The organism is Streptomyces sp. NPDC002671 (assembly GCF_053592475.1).
This window is the reverse complement of record NZ_JBSFVU010000008.1, coordinates 58,070-83,454: the sequence shown is the minus strand read 5'-3', so window position 1 is coordinate 83,454 and position 25,385 is coordinate 58,070. Positions and strand designations below refer to the sequence as shown.

Here is a 25,385-nt window from a genome sequence, read left to right as displayed (position 1 = left end):
AACACGCACGACATCACGACACACGGGGGCGAGGGCGATGACGGCCGAACTGGCGCGAGGGCAGAACCATCCGCTGCCCCCGACCCGGCTGGAGATCCGGATCACGTCCGGTGCGCCGGTCCTGGCCGGAGCGACGCTCGGCGACGAGAACGGCACGGTGCACGGCCCCCAGTGGGTCGTCCACCCCGGCGCCCCCGCCCAGCCCGGTCTCGAGGTGTCCCGGCAGGCCGCCGCCGAGCACCGCCTGGCCGTCGACCTGGCCGCCCTGCCCGAAGCGGTGCACCGGGTCGACGTGTTCCTCGCCCTCCCGGCGGCGACGGGAGGCCCACTCCGGTTCGGCGCCGTCGCCGCCCCGCACACCACGCTCACCGAAGCCGACGGCACCGAACTCGTCGGCTACACCCTCACCGGCCTCGACGCCGAGTCGGCCGTCGTCGCCGTGGAGCTGTACCGCCGCCAGGGCGCCTGGAAGGTGCGCGCGGTGGGCCAGGGGTACGACGGCGGCCTGGCCGCGCTCCTGGCCGACCACGGCGTGCGCGAGGCCGACGAACTGGCGGCCGGCATCCAGGAGTCCGTGGCCCGCAGCCTGGCCCGCGCGACAACGGCCCCGGCGCCCCCGCCGCAGGACACCTCGGCGTCCGCGACGGGGGAGCCGCTGTCGTACGAGACCCAGCACCCGTACGACGCGCGCCCCCCGCACACCGCCCGGACCCCCGACGGAGGTCAGGACCCCGGCGGCCCGATCGACTACACCCACCCCCGCCGTCGTACGCACACCTCCCCGCCACCGCCCGCCCCCACGGCGCCCCCGGCCGCCGACGGGGAGCCCGCGCAGCCTGTCGCCGGGGACGCGGTGGGCTGGTCGATGGAGGAGCGGCTGTACAACCAGGTGTGGGGGATGTTCGAGGACCTGGCCCGCTCCACGGCCGCGTACCGCAGCGCCGTCGACTTCGCCGACTCCCGCATGGAGAAGGAGCTGGACCAGCTCCTCGGCGACCTGCGCGGCCGGATCGGCACGGCGGGCGGGGCCGCGCGCGAGGAGGCCCAGGCGCGGCGCGCCGAGCTGGTCGACCAGGCGAGAGCCGCCCTCGACCGTGACCTCGCCCAGCTGACCGCCGAGTCCGAGGTCGTCGAGCCCGCGCTCCCGCCGGCGTACGCCCGGTGGGACAACCCTGTCTGGCACGGCTACCAGGTGCCGTCCGAGCCCGCGATGGCCGTGCGAGTCGGTGATCTCCACCTTCCCGAGAGCGAGCCGCTGCGCATCCCGCTGCTGGTGAGGCTGCCGTTGGAACGGGGCCTGTGGATCGACAGCGGGCCTACCGCGGCAGCCGACGAGACCTTCCGGGACTCCGCCCAGCTGCGGCAGCTGGCCATGGAGACGGCGGTGGCGCTCGCGGCCCGGCTGCTCGCCGTGCACCCGGCCGGGGAGTTCGCCGTGCAGGTCATCGACCCGGCCGGCGCGGGAGCCCGGGCGCTCCTGCCGCTGACGGGCACGGAGACGCTCGCCGTCCCGCCCGCGAGCGGGGCCAGGGGCGTGGCGGACGTGCTGGAGGGACTCACGCGGCGAGTCGACCTGCTGCAGATGGCGGTGCGCGGCGGCGCTCCCGAGTCGCTGCCCCCCGATGTCGACCTCGCCCGGCAGCTGCTGATCGTCAACGACTTCCCGCACGGCTTCGACGACCGGGCCGTGACGCAGCTGCGCTACCTCGCCGACGAGGGGCCGGCCGTCGGCGTCCACCTGCTGATGGTCGCGGACCGCGAGGACGCCGCCGCCTACGGCCCCTTGCTCGACCCGCTGTGGCGTTCGCTGATGCGGCTCACGCCCGTGCCCGACGACCACCTCGCCGACCCCTGGGTCGGTCACGCCTGGACGTACGAGCCCGCGCTCGTACCGCCCGGCAGCCAGGTCCTCCAGCACGTGCTCACCGAGGTGGCCAGGACCAGGACCAAGTAAAGGTAAAGCGCATCTGAACAGGGCGTTTGGTCTTTCTTTTACTAATGTCTTTACCAGCGCTTGGTGAATGGGGTACTGTCTTCCGTGCGGAGGGGAGTACTCCCTGACTGCGGCGCACCCGTCAGTACGGACCTGTTCAGGTCCCGGGGCGCCGGCCCGTCCCGGGCGGAAGAGACCTCCGGCAGCGACAACGCTCATGTGTTCGCCGTCCCGTCATGCCGGAGGTGCAGTGGAAGTCTCTCCGACCCTGTGGGTCCTCACCGTCCTGGGCCTGGCCGCCCTGATCGCCGTCGACTTCTTCTTCGGCCGCAAGCCGCACGAAGTGTCGATCAGGGAAGCCGGGATCTGGACCGTCGTCTGGATCGCCCTGGCCGGTCTCTTCGGCCTCGGACTGCTCGTCTTCGGCGGCGGGCAGCCGGCCGGAGAGTTCTTCGCAGGCTTCATCACCGAGAAGTCGCTGAGCGTCGACAACCTCTTCGTCTTCGTCCTGATCATGGCCAAGTTCGCGGTGCCCGCGCGGTACCAGCAACGGGTCCTGCTCGTCGGCGTCCTCATAGCCCTGGTCCTGCGGGCCGTGTTCATCGCCGCGGGTGCCGCGATCCTCGGCAGCTTCTCGTGGGTGTTCTACCTCTTCGGCGCCTTCCTTGTCTGGACCGCCTGGAAGCTCGTCCAGGAGGCCCGGGCCGACGAGGAGGACGAGGAGTTCGAGGAGAACAGGCTGTTGAAGGCCGCCGAGCGCAAGTTCGGCGTGGCGGACCGGTACCACGGCACCAAGCTGTGGATCCGTCAGAACGGCAAGCGGGTCATGACCCCGATGCTCGTCGTGATGCTCGCCATCGGTACGACGGACGTCCTGTTCGCCCTGGACTCCATCCCCGCGATCTTCGGCCTGACCCAGGACCCGTACATCGTCTTCACCGCCAACGCCTTCGCCCTGATGGGACTGCGCCAGCTGTACTTCCTCATAGGCGGCCTGCTGAAGAAGCTGGTCCACCTCTCGTACGGTCTGTCGGCCATCCTCGGCTTCATCGGCGTCAAGCTCGTGCTGCACGCGCTGCACGAGTCCGGTGTCCAAGTCCCCGAGATCAGCATCCCGGTCTCGCTCGGCGTCATCTGCGCGGTCCTGATCGTCACCACGATCACCAGCCTGATGGCCTCCCGGAAGCAGGCCGCCGCGCAGGCGGCGCACGTGGAGAGCGAAGACGCTCCGAAGAACGCCATCGACGCCTGATCGAGTTCAACTCCCACGAGGAGGCCATGCAGAACAGCGCCGACCCCGAGACGGCCAAGTGCTCCGAGCGGATGGCCGCCCTCGAACCGCGGGAGCCCGGTCGCGCCGGCGCCGGGCCCCGCACCGCAAAGGACGAGAGGTAACCGAAAAGAACGGAATGCGAACCCTGTACGCCTCTGCGACCATCGCCGCATGATCACTCGGCTACGGTCTCTCACCCGCCAATGGACGCTCCTCGTGCCGGTGCTCGCGGTGGTCCTGCTGGTCTTCACCTGGGGCCGGGACCTGCCCGGAGCGGTCGTCGCGCTGGTGACCCTGGTGCTCGCCGGGTCCGTCCTCGCAGCGGTGCACCACGCCGAAGTGATCGCCCACCGCGTCGGCGAACCGTTCGGCTCGCTGGTCCTCGCCATCGCCGTCACGATCATCGAGGTGGCTCTGATCGTCACCCTCATGGCAGACGGCGGAGCCAAGAGTTCCACCCTGGCCAGAGACACCGTCTTCGCCGCCGTGATGATCACCTGCAACGGCATCCTCGGCCTCTGTCTCCTCGTGGCCTCCCTGCGACACGGCATCGCGGTCTTCAACCCCGAGGGCACCGGCGCCGCCCTGGCGACCGTGGCGACCCTGGCCACGCTCAGCCTGATGCTGCCGACCTTCACCACCAGCAAGCCGGGTCCCGAGTTCTCCAGCATCCAGCTGACCTTCGCCGCGCTGTCCTCACTGATCCTCTACGGCCTGTTCGTCGCCACCCAGACCGTGCGGCACCGCGACTACTTCCTGCCGATCACCCGGCAGGGCGAGGTGGTCACCGCCGAGAGCCACGCCGCGCCCCCGTCCGCGCGTGCCGCCTGGATCAGCCTCGGCCTGCTCGGTCTGGCCCTCGTCGGCGTGGTCGGCCTGGCCAAGGGCGTGTCGCCCACCATCGAGTCGGGCGTGGAGGCGGCAGGTCTGCACCAGGCTGTCGTCGGTGTGATCATCGCCCTGCTGGTGCTGCTCCCTGAGACGATCGCCGCGCTGCGCTCGGCCCGCCGCGACCGGGTGCAGACCAGCCTCAACCTCGCGCTCGGTTCGGCGATGGCCAGCATCGGCCTGACCATCCCCGCGGTCGCCCTCGCCTCCGTCTGGCTGTCCGGGCCGCTCGTGCTCGGCCTCGGCTCGACCCACATGCTGCTGCTCGCGCTGACCGTGGTGGTGGCCTCCCTGACCGTGGTGCCAGGCCGGGCCACGCCCCTGCAGGGCGGTGTCCACCTGGTGATCTTCGCGGCCTACCTGGAACTGGCGATCAACCCCTGACCCCGCCCGGTCAGCCCGTGGCCGGCTCCACCGCCGCCCCTGCGGGCACCGGCCGCGTCTCCGGCAGCAGCGCGAAGCAGGCCAGGCTCAGCAGCGAGATCCCCGTCAGATACACGCCCACCCCCCAGGGGACGCGTCCGCCGTGGTGGGCGAGCGTCGTGGCCACGATCGGGGTGAGCGCGCCACCGACGACCCCGCCGAGGTTGTAGCTCACCGCCGCGCCCGTGCAGCGCACCCGTGCCTCGTACAGCTCCGGCAGATACGCGGCGATCACCGCGAACACCGTGAGGAAGGAGATCAGCGACCCCAGGATGCCGAGGAACATCAGCAGGGGCTCGCCCGTCGACAGGAGCGCGACCATCGGCAGCATCCACAGGGCGGACGCGACGCACCCCGTCAGGCACATCGGACGGCGCCCGTAGCGGTCGCCGAGGAGGGCCATGACGGGGGTGAGTACGCCGTTCACCACCACGGCCGCCAGGACGCAGGTCAGCATGACCGTACGGCTCACGCCGAGCCGTTCCGTCGCATACGACAGCGACCACGTCGTCACCGCGTAGAACACCGCGTACGCGGCGGCCATCGCCCCGGCCGTCAGCAGCACCAGCCGCCACTGGTGCCGTAGGACCTCGGCGATCGGCACGCGCGCGTGGTCGTCGATCTCCAGGAACCGGGGACTCTCCGTGAGCGACGAGCGCAGCCACAGCCCGGCGACGGCCAGCACGCCCGCCACCCAGAACGGCACGCGCCACCCCCAGGCCGCGAACTGCGCGTCGGACAGCGCCGCCGACAGCGCGAGCATCACCCCGTTGGCGAGCACGAAGCCGAGGGGCGGCCCCACTTGAGGGATGCTCGTCCACAGGGCCCGCCGCCCCGCGGGCGCGTGCTCGGCGGTCAGCAGCACCGCCCCGCCCCACTCGCCGCCGAGCCCGAGCCCCTGCAGAAAGCGCAGCAGGAGCAGCAGCAGGGGAGCGGCCACACCGAGCGTCCCGTACGACGGCACACAGCCGACCGCGACCGTCGAGGCGCCGGTCAGCAGCAGGGAGGCGACCAGCACCGGCCGCCTGCCGCGCCGGTCCCCGAGATGCCCGAACAGCACCGAACCCAGCGGCCGGGCCACGAAGCCCACACCGAACGTCCCGAACGCCGCCAGCGTCCCTGCCAGCGGCGAGAACGTCGGGAAGAACAGGGGCCCCAGGACCAGGGCCGCCGCTGTCCCGTAGACGAAGAAGTCATAGAACTCGATCGCCGTGCCGGCGAGGGAAGCGGCTGCGAGTCGCAGCATGGACGGGGCTCTTACGGCGCGTGCAACGTGCATGCTGCATCAACTACCCGCAGTGATCACGGGTTACGGGGGCGCGCGGAGGTGATCAGCGGGACGGGAGCGCACGCCGATGCGACCCGCGCACACGGCCCGACGGCCGCCGTGCACGCCGTGATAAACCGGGGTCGAGCGGCGGTCGTCGGCGTACCGCCCCGAACGGACCGGAGGAACCGTGCCCCGCACCCTGGCCACCGCCCCGATCATGATCCTCAACGGGCCCAACCTGAACCTGCTCGGCCAGCGTCAGCCCGAGATCTACGGCAAGGACACGCTCGCCGACGTCGAGGCGACGTGCGCCAAGGCGGCGGCTGTGCACGGCGGCACGGTCGACTTCCGGCAGTCCAACCACGAGGGTGAGCTGGTCGACTGGATCCACGAGGCACGGCTCGGCCACTGCGGGATCGTCATCAACCCCGGCGCCTACTCCCACACGTCGGTCGCGATTCTGGACGCACTCAACACCTGCGACGGCATGCCCGTGCTGGAGGTGCACATCTCCAACATCCACCAGCGTGAGTCGTTCCGGCACCACTCGTACGTCTCGCTGCGCGCCGACGGTGTCATCGCGGGCTGCGGGGTGCAGGGGTACGTGTTCGGCGTGGAGCGCGTCGCGGCCCTGCTGGGCGCGGCGCAGGCCGGCGCGTAACCCCCGCCCCGCAGCGCCCTTCGGCCCGGGCCGCCGGCCGAGGGCGGGGTGAGAAGGCCGGCGGCCCTACCGCGCAGGAGCCGTCATCCTGTACGGGGCCGCTACCAGTTGACCGCGCGTCACCACCGGCCGGGAGCGCGCACACGCGTCCGGCGCGTGCGAAACGTTCACACGGGGCGCGGGGCCGTGCGGCGCCCGGCGCATCACCACCCGCGCGCGTGCCACTCCGGAAGATGCGGTCGCTCCGCGCCCAGGGTCGTGTCGTTGCCGTGCCCGGGGTAGACCCAGGTCTCGTCCGGCAGTACGTCGAAGATCTTGGTCTCGACGTCGTGGATCAGGCTCGCGAACGCCTGCGGATCCTTGCGCGTGTTGCCGACCCCGCCCGGGAAGAGGCAGTCGCCGGTGAAGACGTGCGCGTGGCCGTGCGGGTCGTCGTACACCAGCGCGATGGAACCCGGGGTGTGCCCGACGAGGTGGCGCGCGGTGAGTTCCACGCGCCCCACGCGGATGGTGTCGCCGTCGTCGACCAGGACGTCGGTGGGCACCGGGATCCCGGCGGCGTCCTCGCGGCCCGCGTAGGTGCGCGCGCCCGTGGCGGCGACGACCTCGGCCAGCGCCTGCCAGTGGTCGCCGTGCTGGTGCGTGGTGACGACGGACGCGATGCCGTCGTCACCGATCATGGCCAGGAGCGTCCCCGCCTCGTTGGCGGCGTCGATCAGGAGCTGCTCGTCCGTGGCCCGGCAGCGCAGCAGATAGGCGTTGTTGTCCATCGGGCCGACCGCGATCTTGGTGATCATCAGGTCGCTCAGCTCGTGGACCTGTGCGGGTCCGCCGACCTTGACCTCTCCGCTGTACGTCATGGCGGTCAGCCTATAGCGGGGGAGGGCCCGGCGGACCGTCAACGGCCTACAGAGGGGGCAGCTTCGGGAGCGTGCCGCCCCGCACCTGAAGCTCCACTCCGTCGCGCCGCCCGGAGAGCCAGCCCAGCAGGTCCGCCGACCGGCCGCTGACGGTGACCTCGGGCTCGGCCGCCTCGCGTCCCGTGCTCCACGCGCGCGTGCCGTCCGTGACGCGGGTCGCCGGGACGTCGGGGAGCCCGGAGAACCGCTGCGCCAGGAAGTCGATCTCCCGTTCTGTGAATTCTTCGGGGAGGTCTTCCAGCTCGTACCCCACTCCGAGGTCGACGTGGTGCAGGTCGACCTCGACCCAGCGCCGGAAGGGAATCCGGGCCGCGGAGTCCGTCACCCCGTTGCGCAGCTCCACCGTGCGCGTCCAGTCCGCGGGCGCGGCTCCCGCCTCCTGGAAGCGGTCCGCGCTCTCGCGCACGTCCGTGAGCTGGACGTCGAGGGGGCGCGGGGCGTCCCGCTCGATGTCGGCGTCCCGTGCCTCGCCGCTCGGGTACATGGGACGGCCCTCGAGTACGTTCACCAGGGCGTCGGCGTTGCGGGCGATGTGCGCGAGGAGATGCCCGCGGCTCCAGCCCGGAAGCCGTGACGGCGCGGCGAGCGACGCGTTGTCCAGTTTGCCGGCGGCGGTGAGCAGCCGATCGGTCGCGTCACGTACACAGGCCAGGTCATGAGCGTGATCAATCATGAGCCCGACCCTAGCCCCGCCACACCTTTGGGTGAAGGTGGTGAACCCTGCCCTCAAATCGAATGCGCGTGCTATATCGTCGAGAGCGGCGTCGGGCATGCTGGATGGCCGGGGGTTGTTATGCAACCGGGAAATCCGACCGGCGTTGTCAGTGGCTCCCCCTAGTCTGAAGAAGCACGGGGGCCCCGCCCCTGTCACTTCTCTCAAGAAAGGTGCGGACCGGCGTGGCCGACCGTCTCATCGTCCGTGGCGCGCGCGAGCACAACCTCAAGAATGTCTCGCTCGACCTGCCGCGCGACTCGCTCATCGTCTTCACGGGCCTGTCGGGGTCGGGCAAGTCCTCCCTGGCCTTCGACACGATCTTCGCGGAGGGCCAGCGCCGCTACGTGGAGTCGCTGTCCTCCTACGCCCGGCAGTTCCTCGGCCAGATGGACAAGCCGGACGTCGATTTCATCGAGGGCCTGTCGCCCGCTGTCTCCATCGACCAGAAGTCGACCTCGCGCAACCCGCGCTCGACGGTCGGCACGATCACCGAGGTCTACGACTACCTGCGCCTGCTCTTCGCGCGCATCGGCAAGCCGCACTGCCCCGAGTGCGGCCGTCCGATCTCGCGCCAGTCGCCGCAGGCCATCGTGGACAAGGTCCTGGAGCTGCCGGAGGGGAGCCGCTTCCAGGTGCTGTCGCCGCTGGTGCGCGAGCGCAAGGGCGAGTTCGTGGACCTCTTCGCGGACCTCCAGACCAAGGGCTACTCCCGCGCGCGAGTGGACGGCGAGACCATCCAGCTCTCCGACCCGCCGACGCTGAAGAAGCAGGAGAAGCACACCATCGAGGTGGTCATCGACCGCCTGACGGTGAAGGACTCCGCCAAGCGCCGCCTCACCGACTCCGTGGAGACCGCCCTCGGTCTGTCCGGCGGCATGGTCGTGCTCGACTTCGTGGACCTCCCCGAGGACGACCCCGAGCGCGAACGCATGTACTCGGAGCACCTGTACTGCCCGTACGACGACCTGTCCTTCGAGGAGCTGGAGCCGCGCTCCTTCTCCTTCAACTCGCCCTTCGGCGCCTGCCCCGAGTGCACCGGCATCGGCACGCGCATGGAGGTGGACCCCGAGCTGATCGTCCCGGACGAGGAGAAGTCCCTCGACGAGGGCGCCATCCACCCCTGGTCGCACGGCCACACCAAGGACTACTTCGGCCGCCTGATCGGTGCCCTCGCCGACGCCCTCGGCTTCCGTACGGACATCCCCTTCGCGGGCCTGCCGCAGCGCGCCAAGAAGGCCCTGCTCTACGGCCACAAGACCCAGATCGAGGTCCGCTACCGCAACCGGTACGGCCGCGAGCGCGTGTACACCACGCCCTTCGAGGGCGCGGTGCCCTTCGTCAAGCGCCGGCACAGCGAGGCCGAGAGCGACGCCAGCCGCGAGCGCTTCGAGGGCTACATGCGCGAGGTGCCCTGCCCCTCCTGTGAGGGCACGCGCCTGAAGCCGATCGTCCTCGCGGTCACGATCATGGAGAAGTCGATCGCCGAGGTCTCCGGGATGTCGATCAGCGACTGCGCGGACTTCCTGGGCGAGCTGAAGCTGAACGCCCGCGACAAGAAGATCGCCGAGCGCGTGCTGAAGGAGGTCAACGAGCGGCTGCGCTTCCTGGTCGACGTCGGCCTCGACTACCTCTCGCTCAACCGTGCGGCCGGCACCCTCTCCGGCGGCGAGGCCCAGCGCATCCGGCTGGCCACCCAGATCGGCTCCGGTCTCGTCGGCGTCCTGTACGTCCTGGACGAGCCGTCCATCGGCCTGCACCAGCGCGACAATCACCGGCTGATCGAGACCCTGGTCCGGCTGCGCGACATGGGCAACACGCTCATCGTCGTGGAGCACGACGAGGACACCATCAAGGTCGCCGACTGGATCGTGGACATCGGCCCCGGCGCCGGTGAGCACGGCGGCAAGGTCGTGCACAGCGGCTCCCTGAAGGAGCTGCTCGCCAACGCCGAGTCGCAGACGGGGCAGTACCTGTCCGGCCGCAAGTCGATCCCCGTCCCGGACATACGGCGCCCCCGCGACCTGTCCCGGCAGCTCACCGTGCACGGCGCCCGCGAGAACAACCTTCAGGACATCGACGTGTCCTTCCCGCTCGGCGTCTTCACGGCCGTCACGGGCGTCTCCGGATCCGGCAAGTCGACGCTGGTCAACGACATCCTCTACACGCACCTGGCCCGCGAGCTGAACGGCGCGCGGAACGTCCCCGGGCGGCACACGCGCGTCGACGGCGACGACCTCGTCGACAAGGTCGTGCACGTCGACCAGTCGCCCATCGGCCGCACCCCGCGGTCCAACCCGGCGACGTACACCGGCGTCTTCGATCACATCCGCAAGCTGTTCGCCGAGACGACCGAGGCGAAGGTCCGCGGGTACCTGCCCGGCCGCTTCTCCTTCAACGTCAAGGGCGGGCGCTGCGAGAACTGCGCGGGCGACGGCACCATCAAGATCGAGATGAACTTCCTCCCGGACGTCTACGTCCCGTGCGAGGTCTGCCACGGCGCCCGGTACAACCGGGAGACCCTGGAGGTCCACTACAAGGGCAAGTCCATCGCCGACGTGCTGAACATGCCGATCGAGGAGGCCACGGACTTCTTCGAGGCCGTCCCGGCCATCTCCCGGCACCTGAGGACGCTGAAGGACGTCGGCCTCGGCTACGTCCGGCTCGGCCAGTCCGCGACCACCCTGTCCGGCGGTGAGGCGCAGCGCGTCAAGCTCGCCAGCGAACTGCAGAAGCGCTCCACCGGACGCACGGTCTACGTCCTGGACGAGCCGACCACCGGTCTGCACTTCGAGGACATCAGCAAGCTGCTGAAGGTGCTCTCCGGTCTGGTCGACAAGGGCAACTCGGTGATCGTCATCGAGCACAACCTCGACGTGATCAAGACCGCCGACTGGATCGTCGACATGGGCCCCGAAGGCGGCGCCGGCGGCGGCCTCGTGATCGCCGAGGGCACGCCCGAGGAGATCGCCGGGGTGCCGGCCAGCCACACCGGCAAGTTCCTGCGCGAGATCCTCGGCGCCGACCGCATCAGCGACGCGGAGCCGGTCCGGGCGCCGCGGGCCACGGCGGCCAGGAAGACGGCCGCGGCCAGGTCGACGGCAAAGAAGACGGTGACGGCCAAGGCCAACAACACGGCGACCAAGAAGGCCACCGCGATCACGAAGAAGACGACACCCGCGAATAAGACGACGCGGGCCCGCAAGGCCTGAGGGTGATTCAGGCCATCTCCTGACAGTCCTGACACGACATCAAAAATCCGGCGCCCCGCGGGAACTTCCCGCGGGGCGCCGCTCGTTCCATCAACAGCCACCCTGGCCCTGCGGTCCGCCGGTCCCACCGACCGCGGGTTCAGCCGAACCTTGACAAGACCAGAGAGGAGACCGGTACGCGCCGGCCTCGCTCACAGCTCGCACAACTCGGCCGCGTACGGCGGCTCCGCCCCCGCCCGCGAGCAGGTGATCGCCGCCGCGCGTGCAGCGAACCGCAGCAGCCGCGTCCAGCCGTCCCGGCCCAGGATGGCGAGTGCCGCCGGAGACAGCGCGTCCAGGGCGGACAGCCCGTGCAACAGGGCCGCGTTCACCGTGTCACCGGCGCCGATGGTGTCCACGACCTCGACCTTCTCACCGGGCACGGAATACTCCGCCCCGTCCCGGGTGAAGACGGTCAGGCCGTCGCCGCCCCGGGTGACCACCACGGCCGCCGGTCCGGCGGCCAGCCACTCACGCGGGGTGCCGCCCAGCCACGCGGCGTCCTCCGCGGAGAGCTTCAGCAGCGTGACCGAGGGCAGCCAGCTCTCGAAACGCGCCCGGTAGGCGTCCGCGTCCGGGATCAGTCCCGCCCGGATGTTGGGGTCGAGCGCGGTGAACAGGCCCTGCCCGGCCGCGGTCCGCATCAGCTCCTCGTAGGCGCTCGCCCCAGGTTCCAGGACGAGCGAGCAGGTGCCGAAGGACACCGCGCGTGTGGCCGCGGGGAGACCGGCGGGCGCGGTGAACAGGCGGTCGGCGGTGCCGTCGACATAGAAGGAGTAGGCGGCCGAACCCCCGGCGTCGAGGGTGGCGACGGCGAGAGTGGTCGGCTCCGGGCCGCGCTGCACGCGCGACACGTCCACCCCCGCCCGCCGCAGCCCGTCCAGCAGCGCCTCACCGAAGGCGTCGTACGAGGTGCGGGAGCGGAAGGAGGTGGGAGAGCCGAGACGGCCGAGAGCCACGGCGGTGTTGTACGGGCCGCCGCCGAGCGCTGGTTTCAGGCCGGCCAGGGCACCGGGGCCCTGCGGTACCAGGTCGATCAGTGCCTCACCGGCGACGACGATCACGGGACGGTTCCCTTCTCGGGCAGCGTGGACGGTCCGGTTCGCGCCGGGCGGCCACAGGACGTGCGGTGCACGAACGCGCACGGCAGACGCACCGTCCGGGCGGGCCGGGAAGGTATCCCATCCACGGAACCCGCGCAAACGCCTGCGCAAGCGTTCACGCGCCCGAGCGGCCTTTCCTTGGGAGCCCGGCCGCCCCCCTCCAGGCGCCGACCTCCTGCCCGGGTATCGTCGGCCTGCACGTCCCCTGACCAGTGGAGATCCAGATGTCCGCCCCCGCGTCCGCGAGCCGCCGTACCGTTCTTCGAGGAGCCGCCGTGGTGCCGGTGGCCGGGCTCGGCCTGGCCGCCTGTGCGGGGCCGGGCTACGGCGGCCAGGCCGCGCCGACCCCGACCGCGCCCGTCGACCTCGGGGCCGAGAGCGAGGTCGGGAAGGGCGGCGCCAAGCTCTTCCGGGACCACAACGTGGTGGTCAGCCGGGACGGGAGCGGTGCGCTCAAGGCGTACAGCACGATCTGCACGCACGCGGGGTGTGCCATCAACAAGCTCGACGGGACGACCCTGATCTGCCCCTGCCACGGCAGTCAGTTCGACGCCGTGACCGGCAAGGTGGTGCAGGCGCCGGCCACCGAGCCGTTGAACGCGCTTCCGGTGAAGGCCGCGAACGGCAGGATCATCGCCGGACCCGGCGCCTGACGCGCCCGACCGCACCGCTCGGCGGGCGGGGAAGCCGACCGGCGGGCGGTGCCGAGGGACCCTCGCTCCCAGTCCCAGGTGGCTTACTCCCAGTCCCAGGTGATACCGACGACGCCCGGCCGGATCCGCGGCTCGACCACGTGGACGCTGTGGTGCGGCCCGCTGACGGGCAGTTCCTGCCGGCCGCTGCGCGGAGCCGCCGGCGAGTGCTGGGTGAAGCGGTGGCAGCGCGCCGGCAAAGCCGTCGCGTCGAAGCACACCTGGAGCGCGTACTGGCCGCCGGGGGATCCGCACCGGTGGACGTACTCGCGCGAGTCCCCGGCGGTGCCGTCCTCGACGGCGTACCGGAAGAGGAAGGTGTCGCCGGCGCGCAGCCGGGTGCCGAAGAGCAGCTCGGCCACCAGTACACCTGTGTCCTGGTCCCAGCGGACACGGCCGGTGCGGCAGTTCTCCAGGGCCCGGACGCGCATGTCGCGCGGGCTGCAGCCGGGGTCGCCGTGGTGGACGGCGACGAAGCGGTCGACGCCGTCGTGGTGGGCCCGCACGATGTGGTGGGACTCGCGGCCCATCAGCCGGCGCCGCGCGCCGATCCGGACGAGTTCGTGCTGCCCCAGGGTGTGCAGACCGCCGTCGAGGGACCAGCCCAGCTCGGTCTGGAGCCGGTTCAGGACGTCGGAGGCCTCGATCACCGAGCGGTACGAGTGGGCCGCCGGGTGGCCGTCGGAGGCGCGGCTGCCGGACTCGGCGAGCAGGCGGATCAGTGACTCGTCCGGCAGCTGGAGGATCTCCTCCAGCGCCCGGACGGCCCGCAGCGACTCGGGGCGCTGCGGGCGGCGGGCGCCCTGCTGCCAGTAACTCAGGCTGGTCACGCCGACCTTGACCCCGTGGCGCGACAGATGGTGCTGCACGCGCTGGAGGGGCAGTCCGCGGGCGGCGATCGCGGCGCGCAGCGCCACGTGGAAGGGGCCGCCCCGCAGAACCGTGTCCAGATCCGCGGTGGGGACGTCCGCGTGCTCTGTGGCGTGCAGCATGCACAGGGGCCTTTCTGTGAGTTGTCACAACGGCTGGTCAGACCGTTCGGCGCGGGTCCCCCGGGGCCTCCCCGTCGGCGCCGGCAGCGCCCGTGCGGACGCACGCGGTAGGCGTACGCCGTGTGCACGGCCTCGAGTTCCCCCGCATTGAAGCGTGTTGACCAGACCCCGACAACACCTCGGACTCGGCCGCGGCGCGCGCGTGGCCGAGCAGCGACCATGATCGCCGGGGTCGGCGCCCGCCCGCCGGGCGCGGTGTGCCGCGGGCGGATCCCGCAGGGCACGGGGGTCCTGAGCCGTACGGGTGCGGGCGTTGTCCACAGGCCCGACGCGGTGTCGGTGCTCGCCAGTAGGGTGTGAGACATGGCCGACCCCTCCAGCTACCGCCCCAGGCCGGGAGAGATCCCGGACTCTCCCGGGGTGTACAGGTTCCGTGACGAGCACCGCCGGGTGATCTACGTCGGAAAGGCGAAAAGCCTGCGCCAGCGCCTGGCGAACTACTTCCAGGACCTGGCGAACCTGCACCCGCGCACCCGGACGATGGTGACCACCGCCGCGTCCGTGGAGTGGACCGTGGTGTCCACGGAGGTCGAGGCGCTCCAGCTGGAGTACTCCTGGATCAAGGAGTACGACCCCCGGTTCAACGTCAAGTACCGCGACGACAAGAGCTACCCGTACCTCGCGGTGACGATGAACGAGGAGTTCCCGCGCGTGCAGGTGATGCGCGGTCACAAGAAGAAGGGCGTCCGGTACTTCGGGCCGTACGGGCACGCGTGGGCCATCCGGGACACCGTGGACCTGCTGCTGCGCGTCTTCCCGGTGCGCACCTGCTCGGCCGGTGTCTTCAAGAACGCCGCCCGCACCGGCCGGCCCTGCCTGCTGGGCTACATCGGCAAGTGCTCCGCCCCCTGCGTCGGCCGGATCTCCCCCGAGGACCACCGGGATCTGGCCGAGGAGTTCTGCGACTTCATGGCCGGGCGCACCGGCACGTACCTCCGCCGTCTGGAGAAGCAGATGATGGAGTCGGCCGAGGAGATGGAGTACGAGCGGGCCGCGCGCCTGCGGGACGACATCGAGGCCCTGAGGAAGGCCATGGAGAAGAACGCGGTCGTGCTCGCCGACGCGACCGACGCCGACCTCATCGCCGTCGCCGAGGACGAGCTGGAGGCGGCCGTGCAGATCTTCCATGTGCGCGGCGGCCGGGTGCGCGGCCAGCGCGGCTGGGTGACCGACAAGGTCGAGGAGGTCACCACCGGCGCCCTGGTCGAGCACGCGCTGCAGCAGCTGTACGGCGAGGAGACCGGGGACGCGGTGCCCAAGGAGGTCCTGGTCCCGGCGCTGCCCGAGCCGGCCCTGCCGGTGCAGGAGTGGCTGACCGACCGCCGCGGCGCGAACGTGTCGCTGCGCATCCCGCAGCGCGGCGACAAGAAGGCGCTCATGGAGACCGTGCAGCGCAACGCCCAGCAGGCGCTCGCCCTGCACAAGACCAAGCGTGCCTCCGACCTGACCACGCGCTCGCGCGCCCTGGAGGAGATCGCCGAAGCCCTCGACCTGGACAGTGCCCCGCTCAGGATCGAGTGCTACGACATCTCGCACCTCCAGGGTGACGACGTGGTCGCCTCCATGGTCGTCTTCGAGGACGGGCTGCAGCGCAAGAGCGAGTACCGCCGCTTCCAGATCCGGGGCTTCGCGGGGCAGGACGACGTGCGCTCCATGCACGAGGTGATCACCCGCCGCTTCCGGCGCTACCTGGCCGAGAAGGAGAAGACCGGCGAGTGGGTCGAGGACGAGGCCGAGACCGAGGGCGGCCTCGGGAACGGCCTCAAGGACGACGACGGCCGCCCCAGGAAGTTCGCGTATCCGCCCCAGCTCGTCGTGGTCGACGGCGGCCAGCCGCAGGTCGCTGCCGCCCAGCGAGCCCTGGACGAACTGGGGATCGACGACATCGCCGTCTGCGGCCTCGCCAAGCGCCTGGAGGAGGTCTGGGTGCCAGGGGAGGACGACCCGGTGGTGCTGCCCCGCACCAGCGAGGGCCTGTACCTGCTCCAGCGCGTCCGTGACGAGGCCCACCGCTTCGCGATCACCTACCAGCGCACGAAGCGGGCCAAGCGCTTCCGTGCCAGTCCCCTGGACGACGTGCCCGGCCTCGGCGAGACCCGCAAACAGGCGCTCGTCAAGCATTTCGGTTCGGTGAAGAAGCTCCGGTCCGCCACAATCGAGCAGATCCAGGAAGTGCCCGGGATAGGCAGGAAGACGGCCGAGACCATCGCCGCGGCCCTCGCCCGGGCGGTCCCGGCCGCACCCGCCGTGAACACGGCGACCGGAGAGATCATTGAAGACGAGGAACCCGATACGACGGGGGATTCCTCGGGGGAGCCCGTGACTGCGGGCCACCCGGACGAACGACGGGGGCAGGAGACATGACCGAGCACGACGCACAGCCGACAGCGGACCGAGAACAGGCGGTCGTGGGGACGCCGGAGCAGGCGCCCCAGGAAGACGGAGCACAGGTGAGTACGGACACCACACCGGCCGGCGCCCCCGAGGCGGCCATCCCCGAACTGGTGATCATCTCCGGCATGTCCGGAGCGGGCCGGTCGACGGCCGCGAAGTGCCTGGAGGACCTCGGCTGGTTCGTCGTGGACAACCTCCCGCCCGCCCTCATCCCCACCATGGTGGAGCTGGGCGCCCGCTCCCAGGGCAACGTGGCGCGGATCGCGGTCGTCGTCGACGTACGCGGCCGGCGGTTCTTCGACAACCTGCGCGAGTCCCTCGCCGACCTCGACACCCGGGGCGTCACCCGGCGCATCGTCTTCCTGGAGTCCTCCGACGAGGCCCTGGTGCGCCGCTTCGAGTCGGTGCGCCGCCCGCACCCGCTCCAGGGCGACGGCCGCATCGTGGACGGCATCGCCGCCGAGCGCGAGCTGCTGCGGGAGCTGCGCGGCGACGCCGACCTGGTGATCGACACCTCCAGCCTCAACGTGCACGAGCTGCGCGCGAAGATGGACGCCCAGTTCGCTGGCGAGGAGGAGCCCGAGCTGCGGGCCACCGTGATGTCCTTCGGCTTCAAGTACGGCCTGCCGGTCGACGCCGACCTGGTCGCGGACATGCGGTTCCTGCCCAACCCGCACTGGGTGCCGGAGCTGCGCCCGTTCACCGGGCTCAACGAGGAGGTCTCCGCCTACGTCTTCAACCAGCCCGGCGCCAAGGAGTTCCTCGACCGGTACGCCGAGCTGCTCAGGCTCGTCGCGGCCGGCTACCGGCGTGAGGGCAAGCGGTATGTGACCATCGCCATCGGCTGCACGGGTGGCAAGCACCGCTCGGTCGCGGTGTCGGAGAAGCTCGCCGCGCGCCTCGCGGCCGAAGGCGTGGAGACGGTGATCGTGCACCGGGACATGGGACGGGAATGACGGAACGTACACGGCGGCTGAGCCGGCTGCGCCGAGTTGTGCCGGAGGGGCGCGCGGGCCGCGCCGCGGCCGAGCCCCGCGGCGCCCGGCCGCGCCGCCGCGGCGCACAGCCCAAGGTCGTCGCCCTCGGCGGCGGCATGGGCCTGTCCGCCTCGCTCGCCGCGCTGCGCCGGATCACCGGCGACCTCACCGCCGTCGTCACCGTGGCCGACGACGGCGGCTCCAGCGGGCGCCTGCGCGACGAGCTGGGCGTGCTGCCGCCCGGCGACCTGCGCAAGGCGCTGGCCGCGCTGTGCGGCGACGACGACTGGGGCCAGACCTGGGCCCGGGTCATCCAGCACCGCTTCCAGTCCCAGGGCGAGATCAACGGGCACGCGGTCGGCAACCTGCTGATCGTCGCCCTGTGGGAGCAGCTCGGCGACCACGTCCAGGCCCTGGACCTGGTCGGCAAGCTGCTCGGCGCGCACGGGCGGGTGCTGCCCATGTCCGCCGTGCCCCTGGAGCTGCAGGCCTTGGTCAGGGGGCACGACCCGGAGCGCCCGGACGACGTCGACACGGTGCGCGGGCAGGCGACCGTGGCGCTCACGCCCGGCGAGGTGCAGTCGGTGCACCTGGTCCCGAACGACCCGCCCGCCGTCCCGGAGGCCGTCGCCGCGGTCCTGGACGCGGACTGGGTGGTGCTCGGCCCCGGCTCCTGGTTCTCCTCCGTGATCCCGCACCTGCTCGTACCCGAGCTGCTGGACGCCCTCACCCAGACCAAGGCACGCAAGGTCCTCTCCCTGAACCTCGCGCCGCAGCCGGGAGAAACCGAGGGCTTCTCCCCGCAGCGTCATTTGGAGGTTTTGGGGCGACACGCCCCTAAACTCGCCCTGGACGTGGTGCTGGCCGACGAGGCTGCCGTGCCCGACCGCGATTCGCTCACCGAGGCCGCCAAGCGGCTCGAAGCCGCGGTCGAGCTGGCCCCGGTGGCCCGGCCCGACGGTTCACCCCGGCACGACCCGGAGCTGTTGGCCGCCGCGTACGACCGTATTTTTCGGATGCATGGAAGGATCGGCCCATGGCGATGACGGCAGCGGTGAAGGATGAGATCTCCCGGCTCCCCGTCACCCGGACCTGCTGCAGGAAGGCGGAGGTCTCCGCCATTCTGCGGTTCGCCGGCGGCCTTCACCTGGTCAGCGGGCGCATCGTGATCGAGGCGGAGCTGGACACTGCGATGGCGGCCCGCCGCCTCAAGCGGGACATCCTGGAGATCTTCGGCCACAGCTCGGAGCTGATCGTGATGGCGCCCGGCGGGCTGCGCCGCGGCTCGCGCTATGTCGTGCGTGTGGTCGCGGGCGGTGACCAGCTGGCCCGGCAGACCGGTCTGGTCGACGGCCGGGGACGCCCGATCCGCGGTCTGCCCCCGCAGGTGGTCTCGGGGGCCACCTGTGACGCGGAGGCGGCCTGGCGGGGCGCCTTCCTGGCGCACGGCTCGCTGACCGAGCCGGGCCGCTCCTCCTCGCTGGAGGTGACCTGCCCCGGCCCGGAGGCCGCGCTCGCGCTGGTCGGTGCCGCCCGTCGGCTGTCCATCGCCGCGAAGGCCCGCGAGGTGCGCACCGTGGACCGGGTGGTCGTCCGCGACGGCGACGCGATCGGCGCGCTGCTCACCCGGCTCGGCGCGCACGAGTCCGTGCTGGCCTGGGAGGAGCGCCGGATGCGCCGCGAGGTGCGGGCCACCGCCAACCGGCTCGCCAACTTCGACGACGCCAACCTGCGCCGTTCGGCCCGTGCCGCCGTGGCCGCCGGTGCCCGGGTGCAGCGGGCCCTGGAGATCCTCGGCGACGAGGTGCCCGAGCACCTCGCCGCCGCCGGCCGGCTGCGCATGGAGCACAAGCAGGCCTCCCTGGAGGAGCTGGGCGCGCTCGCCGACCCGCCGCTCACCAAGGACGCGGTCGCGGGCCGGATCCGCCGGCTGCTGGCCATGGCCGACAAGCGCGCCGCCGACCTGGGCATCCCGGGCACGGAGGCCAACCTCTCGGAGGAGCTGGCGGACAACCTGGCCGGCTGACCCGCACTCTCTCAACACGCCGGTGCCGACGCCCACTTGGGACGTCGGCACCGGCGTTCGCATAGCCGGGCGAACTCCCGTTTGCGTCTCAATGAGGCGCTCTTGACTCGATCATGAACTGTCATGAGCCTGGCAGAAGTTCGCCGCTGCGGCGGACCACGGCTAGGGGGGTTCATGAGACACAGAGCGAGATCGATCCTCGCTGTCGGCGCGCTCCTGCTCGGCGGAGCGAGCCTTGCACCCATCGCCCAGGCGCAGAACGGAAGTCCGGCCAGGTCCGCCGGTGACGACGGAGCCGAGGTCAAGGTCTTCCGCGCCGACATCACCCAGAAGCAGCTACCGCTGCTCCTCAAGGCCGGGCAGGACGGCCAGGAACTCGGCGAGCAGGTGGCCGCGGGTAAAAAGACCACCGTCGAGGTCTATCTGACCGACCGGCAGGCCGAGCAGCTCAGGAAGCAGGGCGTCGGCCTCACCGAGCACACCCTCTCGGCGAAGGCCGCGGCGCGCGTCGAGGGCGCCTCCCAGGGCGTGTTCCGGCCCTACAGCGGAAGCGGCGGACTCGAACAGGAGATCCTCGCGACCGCCCAGGCCCACCCCGGCCTCACCAAGGTCGAGTCCATCGGAAAGACCGTCAACGGCCAGGACATCCTCGCGCTCAAGGTGACCAGGGGCGCGAAGAGGTCGAGGGACGGCTCCAAGCCTTCCGTGCTGTACGTGTCCAACCAGCACGCGCGCGAGTGGATCACGCCGGAGATGACCCGGCGGCTGATGCACCACTACCTGGACCACTACACGACGGACCGGCGGATCAAGCAGATCGTCGACTCGACCGAGCTGTGGTTCGTCATCTCGGCCAACCCGGACGGCTACGACTACACGTTCAAGGACTCCACCACCCGCCTGTGGCGCAAGAACCTGCGCGACGTCAACGGCGACGGTGTCATCGGCACGGGTGACGGCGTCGACCTCAACCGCAACTTCGCCTACAAGTGGGGCTACGACGACGAGGGTTCGTCCCCCAACCCCACCAGCCAGACCTACCGCGGCGCGAGCCCCGAGTCCGAGCCCGAGACGCAGGCTCTCGACAGCTTCGAGAAGCGCATCGGCTTCCGGTACGGCGTCAACTACCACTCCGCCGCCGAACTCCTCCTCTACGGAGTCGGCTGGCAGGTGGCCACCCCGACCCCCGACGACGTGCTCTACAAGGCGCTCGCCGGCACCCCCGACAACCCGGCCATCCCCGGCTACCGTTCGCAGGTCTCGTCGGAGCTGTACACCACCAACGGCGAGGCGGACGGCCATGCCTCGAACGTCAACGGCATGGCGATGTTCACCCCCGAGATGTCGACCTGCGAGACCGCGTCGGACCTCGACCCGAACGACGCCTGGAACGCCGACGACTGCCAGTCGGTCTTCAACTTCCCCGACGACGAGAAGCTGATCCAGCAGGAGTTCGAGAAGAACATCCCGTTCGCGCTGTCCGTCGCCGAGAGCGCCGCCCACCCCGACCGGCCGGTCTCCTCGGTCGGCCTGAGCGCCGCCGACTTCACCCCGGCCACGTTCTCCACCTCGTACTCCCGGGGTGCCGACCAGGAGGTCTCCGTCGTCGTCCGCAAGGCGGTCCGCGACAAGGAGCTCAGGTACCGCGTCAACGGCGGCCGTACGCACGACCAGGCCCTCAGGCACTGGAAGGGCGGCGAGACCTACGGCGGCAAGGACAACCTCTACTTCGACGAGTACCGCGCCAAGGTCCAAGGCGGCGCACCCGGCGACAAGGTCGAGGTGTGGTTCACCGGGGAGACCAGGAGCGGCAGGAAGCTCGCCAGTTCCCACTTCACGTACACCGTCGCCGAGCGGCCGAAGGCCGACACCCTCGTCGTCGCCGAGGAGGGCGCGGCGGCCACGCAGGCGCAGGCGTACGTGGACGCGCTCAGGGCGTCGGGCCGCAAGGCCATCGTGTGGGACGTCGCCACCCAGGGCGCCCCGGACGCGCTCGGCGTGCTGAAGCACTTCACCACCGTCGTGCACTACTCGGGCGCGAACGGCCCGGGCAACACCACCCAGCTCCAGCTGCGCGCCTTCCTCAACGAGGGCGGCCGGCTGATCGAGGCCGGCGAGCTGGCCGGCGGCAGCGTCGACCTCGGCGGCGGCACCCTGTCGGACGACTTCAGCCAGTACTACCTGGGCGCCTACTCCCGCACGTCGACCAAGGGAGCCACCGGCTTCACCGGCTCCGGCAACCTTGACGGCTACACCGGCGCCCTCGGCGACGCGCCCGGCAACCCGCTGGACCGGGCCGGCACCTACGGCGTCACCTCCGAGGCGCTGCCCGCGGCCACGTACCCGCAGTTCAAGAGCGCGGGCGCGGGACAGTTCGCCGGGACGGTCAACCCGTACGGGCCCTACACCGGCTCCTACATGGCCGCGGCCGTGCACACCGACGACGCCTACAAGCGCCTCACCCGCACCATCGACCTCACCGGTGTCAGCGCCGCCGACAGGCCCGCCCTGAGCACACGGCTGCTGTGGGACACCGAGCCGGGCTACGACCACGCGGTGATCGAGGCACACACCGTGGGCGCCGACGACTGGACGACCCTCCCGGAGGCCGGCGGCGCCACCCGGACGGCCGTACCGGAGGATTGCGGGGCCGGGTTCCTGATCGGCGAACACCCCTGGCTCAAGCACTACCTGACGCTCGCGGGCAACGCCTGCACCGCGACCGGCACCACCGGCTCGTGGAACAGCCTCACCGGCAGCTCCGGCGGCTGGCAGCAGGTGAGCTTCGACCTGAGCGCGTACGCCGGGAAGTCCGTCGAGCTCTCGATCAGCTACATCACCGACCCGGGCACCGGCGGGCACGGCGTCCTCGCCGACGACGCCTCGCTCGTCGTCGGCGCCGCCGCGAAGGAGACCGAGGGCTTCGAGACGTCCCTGGGCCCCTGGAGCGTCGCCGGACCGCCCGCGGGCAGCCCGGCCGTACTGAAGGACTGGACGCGCACCGGAACCCTCTTCCGGACCTACGGAGCGGTCACCACGGACGACACCGTGCTGCTCGGTTTTGGCCTGGAACAGGTGCCGTCGGCGGCCGATCGGGCCGCCCTGATGAGGAAGGCGCTCGCCTCACTCGACAGGTGAGCGCAACCCCCTCTCAACGGTGCGCGGAAAGGGCACTGATCAGGTGAGCCGACCCGCTCACGAACGAGTGAAAAGACGGTCAACGACGCCCGTCATTTCCTGACAAAAGCGAGTGAAACAACCCCCGATCCGAGGGGGTCCGTACCCCTACCGGCGGGTACGGACCCCCTGCCCTTGTATGCGGCATCTGGATGTCACCAAGGGGGCCCCAGAGAGGTAGGGTCGTGGGTGGTCGGGGACATCCCAAATAGAGCTCGCCGGCACCGCATGGCCGGCGTACCAACGAGGAGATCGGTTCGTGACGATCCGCGTAGGCATCAACGGCTTCGGCCGCATCGGGCGTAACTACTTCCGGGCGCTCTTGGAGCAGGGTGCGGACATCGAGGTTGTGGCTGTCAACGACCTGGGTGACACCGCGACCACGGCTCACCTGCTCAAGTACGACACGATCCTGGGCCGCCTGAAGCAGGAGGTCTCCCACACCGCCGACACCATCACCGTCGACGGCCACACCATCAAGGTGCTCTCCGAGCGCAACCCGGCCGACATCCCCTGGGGCGAGCTGGGCGTCGACATCGTCATCGAGTCGACCGGCATCTTCACCAACAAGGCCGACGCCGCGAAGCACATCGCCGGCGGCGCCAAGAAGGTCCTCATCTCGGCTCCGGCCAAGGACGAGGACATCACCATCGTGATGGGCGTCAACCAGGACAAGTACGACCCGGCGAACCACCACGTCATCTCCAACGCCTCCTGCACCACCAACTGCGTGGCGCCGATGGCGAAGGTCCTGGACGAGAACTTCGGCATCGTCAAGGGTCTGATGACCACGGTGCACGCGTACACGAACGACCAGCGCATCCTTGACTTCCCGCACAAGGACCTGCGCCGCGCCCGTGCCGCCGCCGAGAACATCATCCCGACCACCACCGGTGCCGCCAAGGCCACCGCCCTGGTCCTGCCGCAGCTCAAGGGCAAGCTGGACGGCCTCGCCATGCGCGTGCCGGTCCCGACCGGCTCGGTCACCGACCTCGTCGTCGAGCTCGGTCGCGAGGTCACCAAGGAAGAGGTCAACGCCGCCTTCCAGAAGGCCGCCGAGGGCGAGCTCAAGGGCCTCCTCGACTACACCGAGGACCCGATCGTCTCCTCCGACATCGTCAACGCCCCGGCGTCCTGCACCTTCGACTCCTCCCTGACCATGGTCCAGGAGGGCAAGAACGTGAAGGTCATCGGCTGGTACGACAACGAGTGGGGCTACTCCAACCGCCTCGTGGACCTGACGGTCTTCGTCGGCAACCAGCTCTGATCGGCCGCAGCAGGCCGGCTGATGCGTGAATGCAGGGCTCGGGCAGCGCAACGTCGCGCTGTCCGGGCCCTGACGTGCGTACAGACCCCCCCGGCCGACCTGCGAAGATCAGGCCCCGTAGGATCAAGAGCCCTCCACAGGAGTCCCCTGACATGAAGACCATCGACGAACTTCTCTCCGCGGGCGTGGACGGCAAGCGGGTCTTCGTCCGTGCCGACCTCAACGTCCCGCTCGCCGACGGCGTCATTACCGACGACGGCCGCATCCGCGCCGTCCTGCCGACCGTGAAGGCCCTCGCCGACGCGGGCGCCAAGGTGGTCGTCGCCTCGCACCTGGGCCGTCCCAACGGTGCACCGGACCCGTCCTTCTCGCTGCTGCCCGCCGCCGAGCGGCTCGGCGAGCTCCTCGGCGCGCCGGTCGCGTTCGCCCAGGACACCGTCGGCCCCGCCGCCCACGACGCCGTCAACGGCCTCCAGCCCGGCCAGGTCGCGGTCGTCGAGAACCTGCGCTTCAACCCCGGCGAGACCTCCAAGGACGACACCGAGCGCGGCGAGTTCGCCGACCAGCTGGCCGCCCTCGCGGACGTCTACGTCGGCGACGGCTTCGGCGCGGTGCACCGCAAGCACGCCTCCGTCTACGACCTCCCGGCCCGCCTGCCGCACTACGCCGGATACCTCATCGCCACCGAGGTCGGCGTCCTGAAGAAGCTCACCGAGGACGTCAAGCGCCCCTACGTCGTCGCGCTCGGCGGCGCCAAGGTCTCCGACAAGCTCGCCGTCATCGACCAGCTGCTCGGCAAGGCCGACCGCCTCCTCATCGGCGGCGGCATGGCCTACACCTTCCTCAAGGCCAAGGGCTACGAGGTCGGCATCTCCCTCCTCCAGGAGGACCAGATCCCGACCGTCACCGAGTACATGGAGCGCGCCGAGAAGAGCGGTGTGGAGCTGCTCCTCCCCGTCGACGTCCTGGTCTCCGCGGAGTTCCCGGACCTCAAGGGGAAGACCCCGGCGAACCCCACCACCGTCGCCGCGGACGCCATCCCTGCCGACCAGGAGGGCCTGGACATCGGCCCGGAGACCCGCAAGCTCTACGCCTCGAAGCTCGCGGACGCCGAGACCGTCTTCTGGAACGGTCCCATGGGCGTCTTCGAACACCCCGACTACGCCGAGGGCACCAAGGCGATCGCCCAGGCCCTCGTCGACTCGAACGGTTTCACCGTCGTCGGCGGCGGTGACTCCGCCGCGGCCGTGCGTACGCTCGGTTTCGACGAGAACGCGTTCGGCCACATCTCGACCGGCGGTGGCGCCTCCCTCGAATACCTCGAGGGCAAGACGCTCCCCGGCCTCGCCGCACTGGAGGACTGACC

Annotated in this window: 19 protein-coding genes; 14 read left to right on the top strand and 5 right to left on the bottom strand. The window is 70.9% G+C overall.

Going from position 1 to position 25,385, the window contains the following annotated elements; translation table 11 throughout:
• Positions 1–37 precede the first annotated feature (37 nt).
• The 3 genes from ACWD35_RS14260 to ACWD35_RS14250 all read left to right on the top strand — a co-directional run bounded on the left by ACWD35_RS14260 (position 38) and on the right by ACWD35_RS14250 (position 4,478).
• A complete protein-coding gene (locus ACWD35_RS14260) occupies positions 38–1,954 on the top strand; it encodes a TerD family protein (protein ID WP_451351498.1) in 1,917 nt (638 codons plus the stop codon).
• Between the two features lie 229 nt (positions 1,955–2,183).
• Entirely contained in the window at positions 2,184–3,185 is a 1,002-nt protein-coding gene (locus ACWD35_RS14255; protein ID WP_451351497.1) for a TerC family protein, read from the top strand.
• A gap of 192 nt (positions 3,186–3,377) precedes the next feature.
• Positions 3,378–4,478 carry a calcium:proton antiporter gene (locus ACWD35_RS14250; protein ID WP_451351496.1) on the top strand — a complete coding sequence of 367 codons (1,101 nt, stop codon included), beginning with the start codon at positions 3,378–3,380 and terminating at the stop codon, positions 4,476–4,478.
• A 10-nt stretch (positions 4,479–4,488) separates the two neighbouring features.
• Here ACWD35_RS14250 and ACWD35_RS14245 read toward each other — a convergent pair whose 3' ends face one another.
• Entirely contained in the window at positions 4,489–5,763 is a 1,275-nt protein-coding gene (locus tag ACWD35_RS14245; RefSeq protein WP_451351495.1) for an MFS transporter, read from the bottom strand.
• A 211-nt stretch (positions 5,764–5,974) separates the two neighbouring features.
• Between ACWD35_RS14245 and aroQ the strand changes: the two genes are divergently transcribed.
• The gene (aroQ, locus tag ACWD35_RS14240; protein WP_451351494.1) at positions 5,975–6,448 is read left to right on the top strand and encodes a type II 3-dehydroquinate dehydratase; all 474 of its coding nucleotides are present in this window, start codon (positions 5,975–5,977) and stop codon (positions 6,446–6,448) included.
• Positions 6,449–6,651: 203 nt separating this feature from the next.
• Here aroQ and ACWD35_RS14235 read toward each other — a convergent pair whose 3' ends face one another.
• Together ACWD35_RS14235 and ACWD35_RS14230 are read right to left on the bottom strand one after the other, a co-directional pair.
• Positions 6,652–7,308: an MBL fold metallo-hydrolase gene (locus tag ACWD35_RS14235; protein ID WP_451351493.1), complete on the bottom strand. Its 657-nt coding sequence runs from the start codon at positions 7,306–7,308 to the stop codon at positions 6,652–6,654.
• Between the two features lie 46 nt (positions 7,309–7,354).
• Complete coding sequence (locus tag ACWD35_RS14230; RefSeq protein ID WP_451351492.1) at positions 7,355–8,041, bottom strand: maleylpyruvate isomerase family mycothiol-dependent enzyme; 687 nt, start codon at positions 8,039–8,041, stop codon at positions 7,355–7,357.
• Between the two features lie 224 nt (positions 8,042–8,265).
• Between ACWD35_RS14230 and uvrA the strand changes: the two genes are divergently transcribed.
• On the top strand, positions 8,266–11,292 hold the full coding sequence (uvrA, locus tag ACWD35_RS14225; protein WP_451351491.1) for an excinuclease ABC subunit UvrA: 3,027 nt from the start codon (positions 8,266–8,268) through the stop codon (positions 11,290–11,292).
• A 191-nt stretch (positions 11,293–11,483) separates the two neighbouring features.
• Here the strand turns inward: uvrA and ACWD35_RS14220 are convergent, their stop codons facing one another.
• Complete coding sequence (locus ACWD35_RS14220; RefSeq protein ID WP_451351490.1) at positions 11,484–12,395, bottom strand: carbohydrate kinase family protein; 912 nt, start codon at positions 12,393–12,395, stop codon at positions 11,484–11,486.
• Positions 12,396–12,658: 263 nt separating this feature from the next.
• Here ACWD35_RS14220 and ACWD35_RS14215 point away from each other — a divergent pair, with 263 nt between their 5' ends.
• Positions 12,659–13,087, top strand: coding sequence for a QcrA and Rieske domain-containing protein (locus ACWD35_RS14215; protein ID WP_451351489.1), 429 nt, complete (start codon positions 12,659–12,661; stop codon positions 13,085–13,087).
• Positions 13,088–13,170: 83 nt separating this feature from the next.
• Here ACWD35_RS14215 and ACWD35_RS14210 read toward each other — a convergent pair whose 3' ends face one another.
• Positions 13,171–14,118 (bottom strand): hypothetical protein, encoded by a 948-nt coding sequence (locus ACWD35_RS14210; protein ID WP_451351488.1) that lies wholly within the window; start codon positions 14,116–14,118, stop codon positions 13,171–13,173.
• 219 nt (positions 14,119–14,337) lie between these two features.
• Here ACWD35_RS14210 and ACWD35_RS14205 point away from each other — a divergent pair, with 219 nt between their 5' ends.
• The 8 genes from ACWD35_RS14205 (at position 14,338) to ACWD35_RS14170 (ending at position 25,383) form a co-directional block, all read left to right on the top strand.
• A complete protein-coding gene (locus ACWD35_RS14205) occupies positions 14,338–14,478 on the top strand; it encodes a hypothetical protein (protein WP_451351487.1) in 141 nt (46 codons plus the stop codon).
• A 3-nt stretch (positions 14,479–14,481) separates the two neighbouring features.
• On the top strand, positions 14,482–16,542 hold the full coding sequence (gene uvrC / locus ACWD35_RS14200; protein ID WP_451351486.1) for an excinuclease ABC subunit UvrC: 2,061 nt from the start codon (positions 14,482–14,484) through the stop codon (positions 16,540–16,542).
• A complete protein-coding gene (rapZ, locus tag ACWD35_RS14195) occupies positions 16,539–17,528 on the top strand; it encodes an RNase adapter RapZ (protein WP_451351485.1) in 990 nt (329 codons plus the stop codon). The genes uvrC and rapZ overlap by 4 nt, the downstream gene beginning before the upstream one ends.
• On the top strand, positions 17,525–18,595 hold the full coding sequence (locus tag ACWD35_RS14190; protein ID WP_451351484.1) for a gluconeogenesis factor YvcK family protein: 1,071 nt from the start codon (positions 17,525–17,527) through the stop codon (positions 18,593–18,595). The genes rapZ and ACWD35_RS14190 overlap by 4 nt, the downstream gene beginning before the upstream one ends.
• The gene (gene whiA / locus ACWD35_RS14185) at positions 18,586–19,575 is read left to right on the top strand and encodes a DNA-binding protein WhiA (protein WP_031166139.1); all 990 of its coding nucleotides are present in this window, start codon (positions 18,586–18,588) and stop codon (positions 19,573–19,575) included. The genes ACWD35_RS14190 and whiA overlap by 10 nt, the downstream gene beginning before the upstream one ends.
• 174 nt (positions 19,576–19,749) lie before the next feature.
• The gene (locus ACWD35_RS14180) at positions 19,750–22,713 is read left to right on the top strand and encodes a M14 family zinc carboxypeptidase (RefSeq protein WP_451351483.1); all 2,964 of its coding nucleotides are present in this window, start codon (positions 19,750–19,752) and stop codon (positions 22,711–22,713) included.
• 298 nt (positions 22,714–23,011) lie between these two features.
• A complete protein-coding gene (gene gap, locus ACWD35_RS14175; protein WP_451351482.1) occupies positions 23,012–24,019 on the top strand; it encodes a type I glyceraldehyde-3-phosphate dehydrogenase in 1,008 nt (335 codons plus the stop codon).
• Positions 24,020–24,171: 152 nt separating this feature from the next.
• Positions 24,172–25,383: a phosphoglycerate kinase gene (locus ACWD35_RS14170; RefSeq protein ID WP_451351481.1), complete on the top strand. Its 1,212-nt coding sequence runs from the start codon at positions 24,172–24,174 to the stop codon at positions 25,381–25,383.
• Positions 25,384–25,385 lie beyond the last annotated feature (2 nt).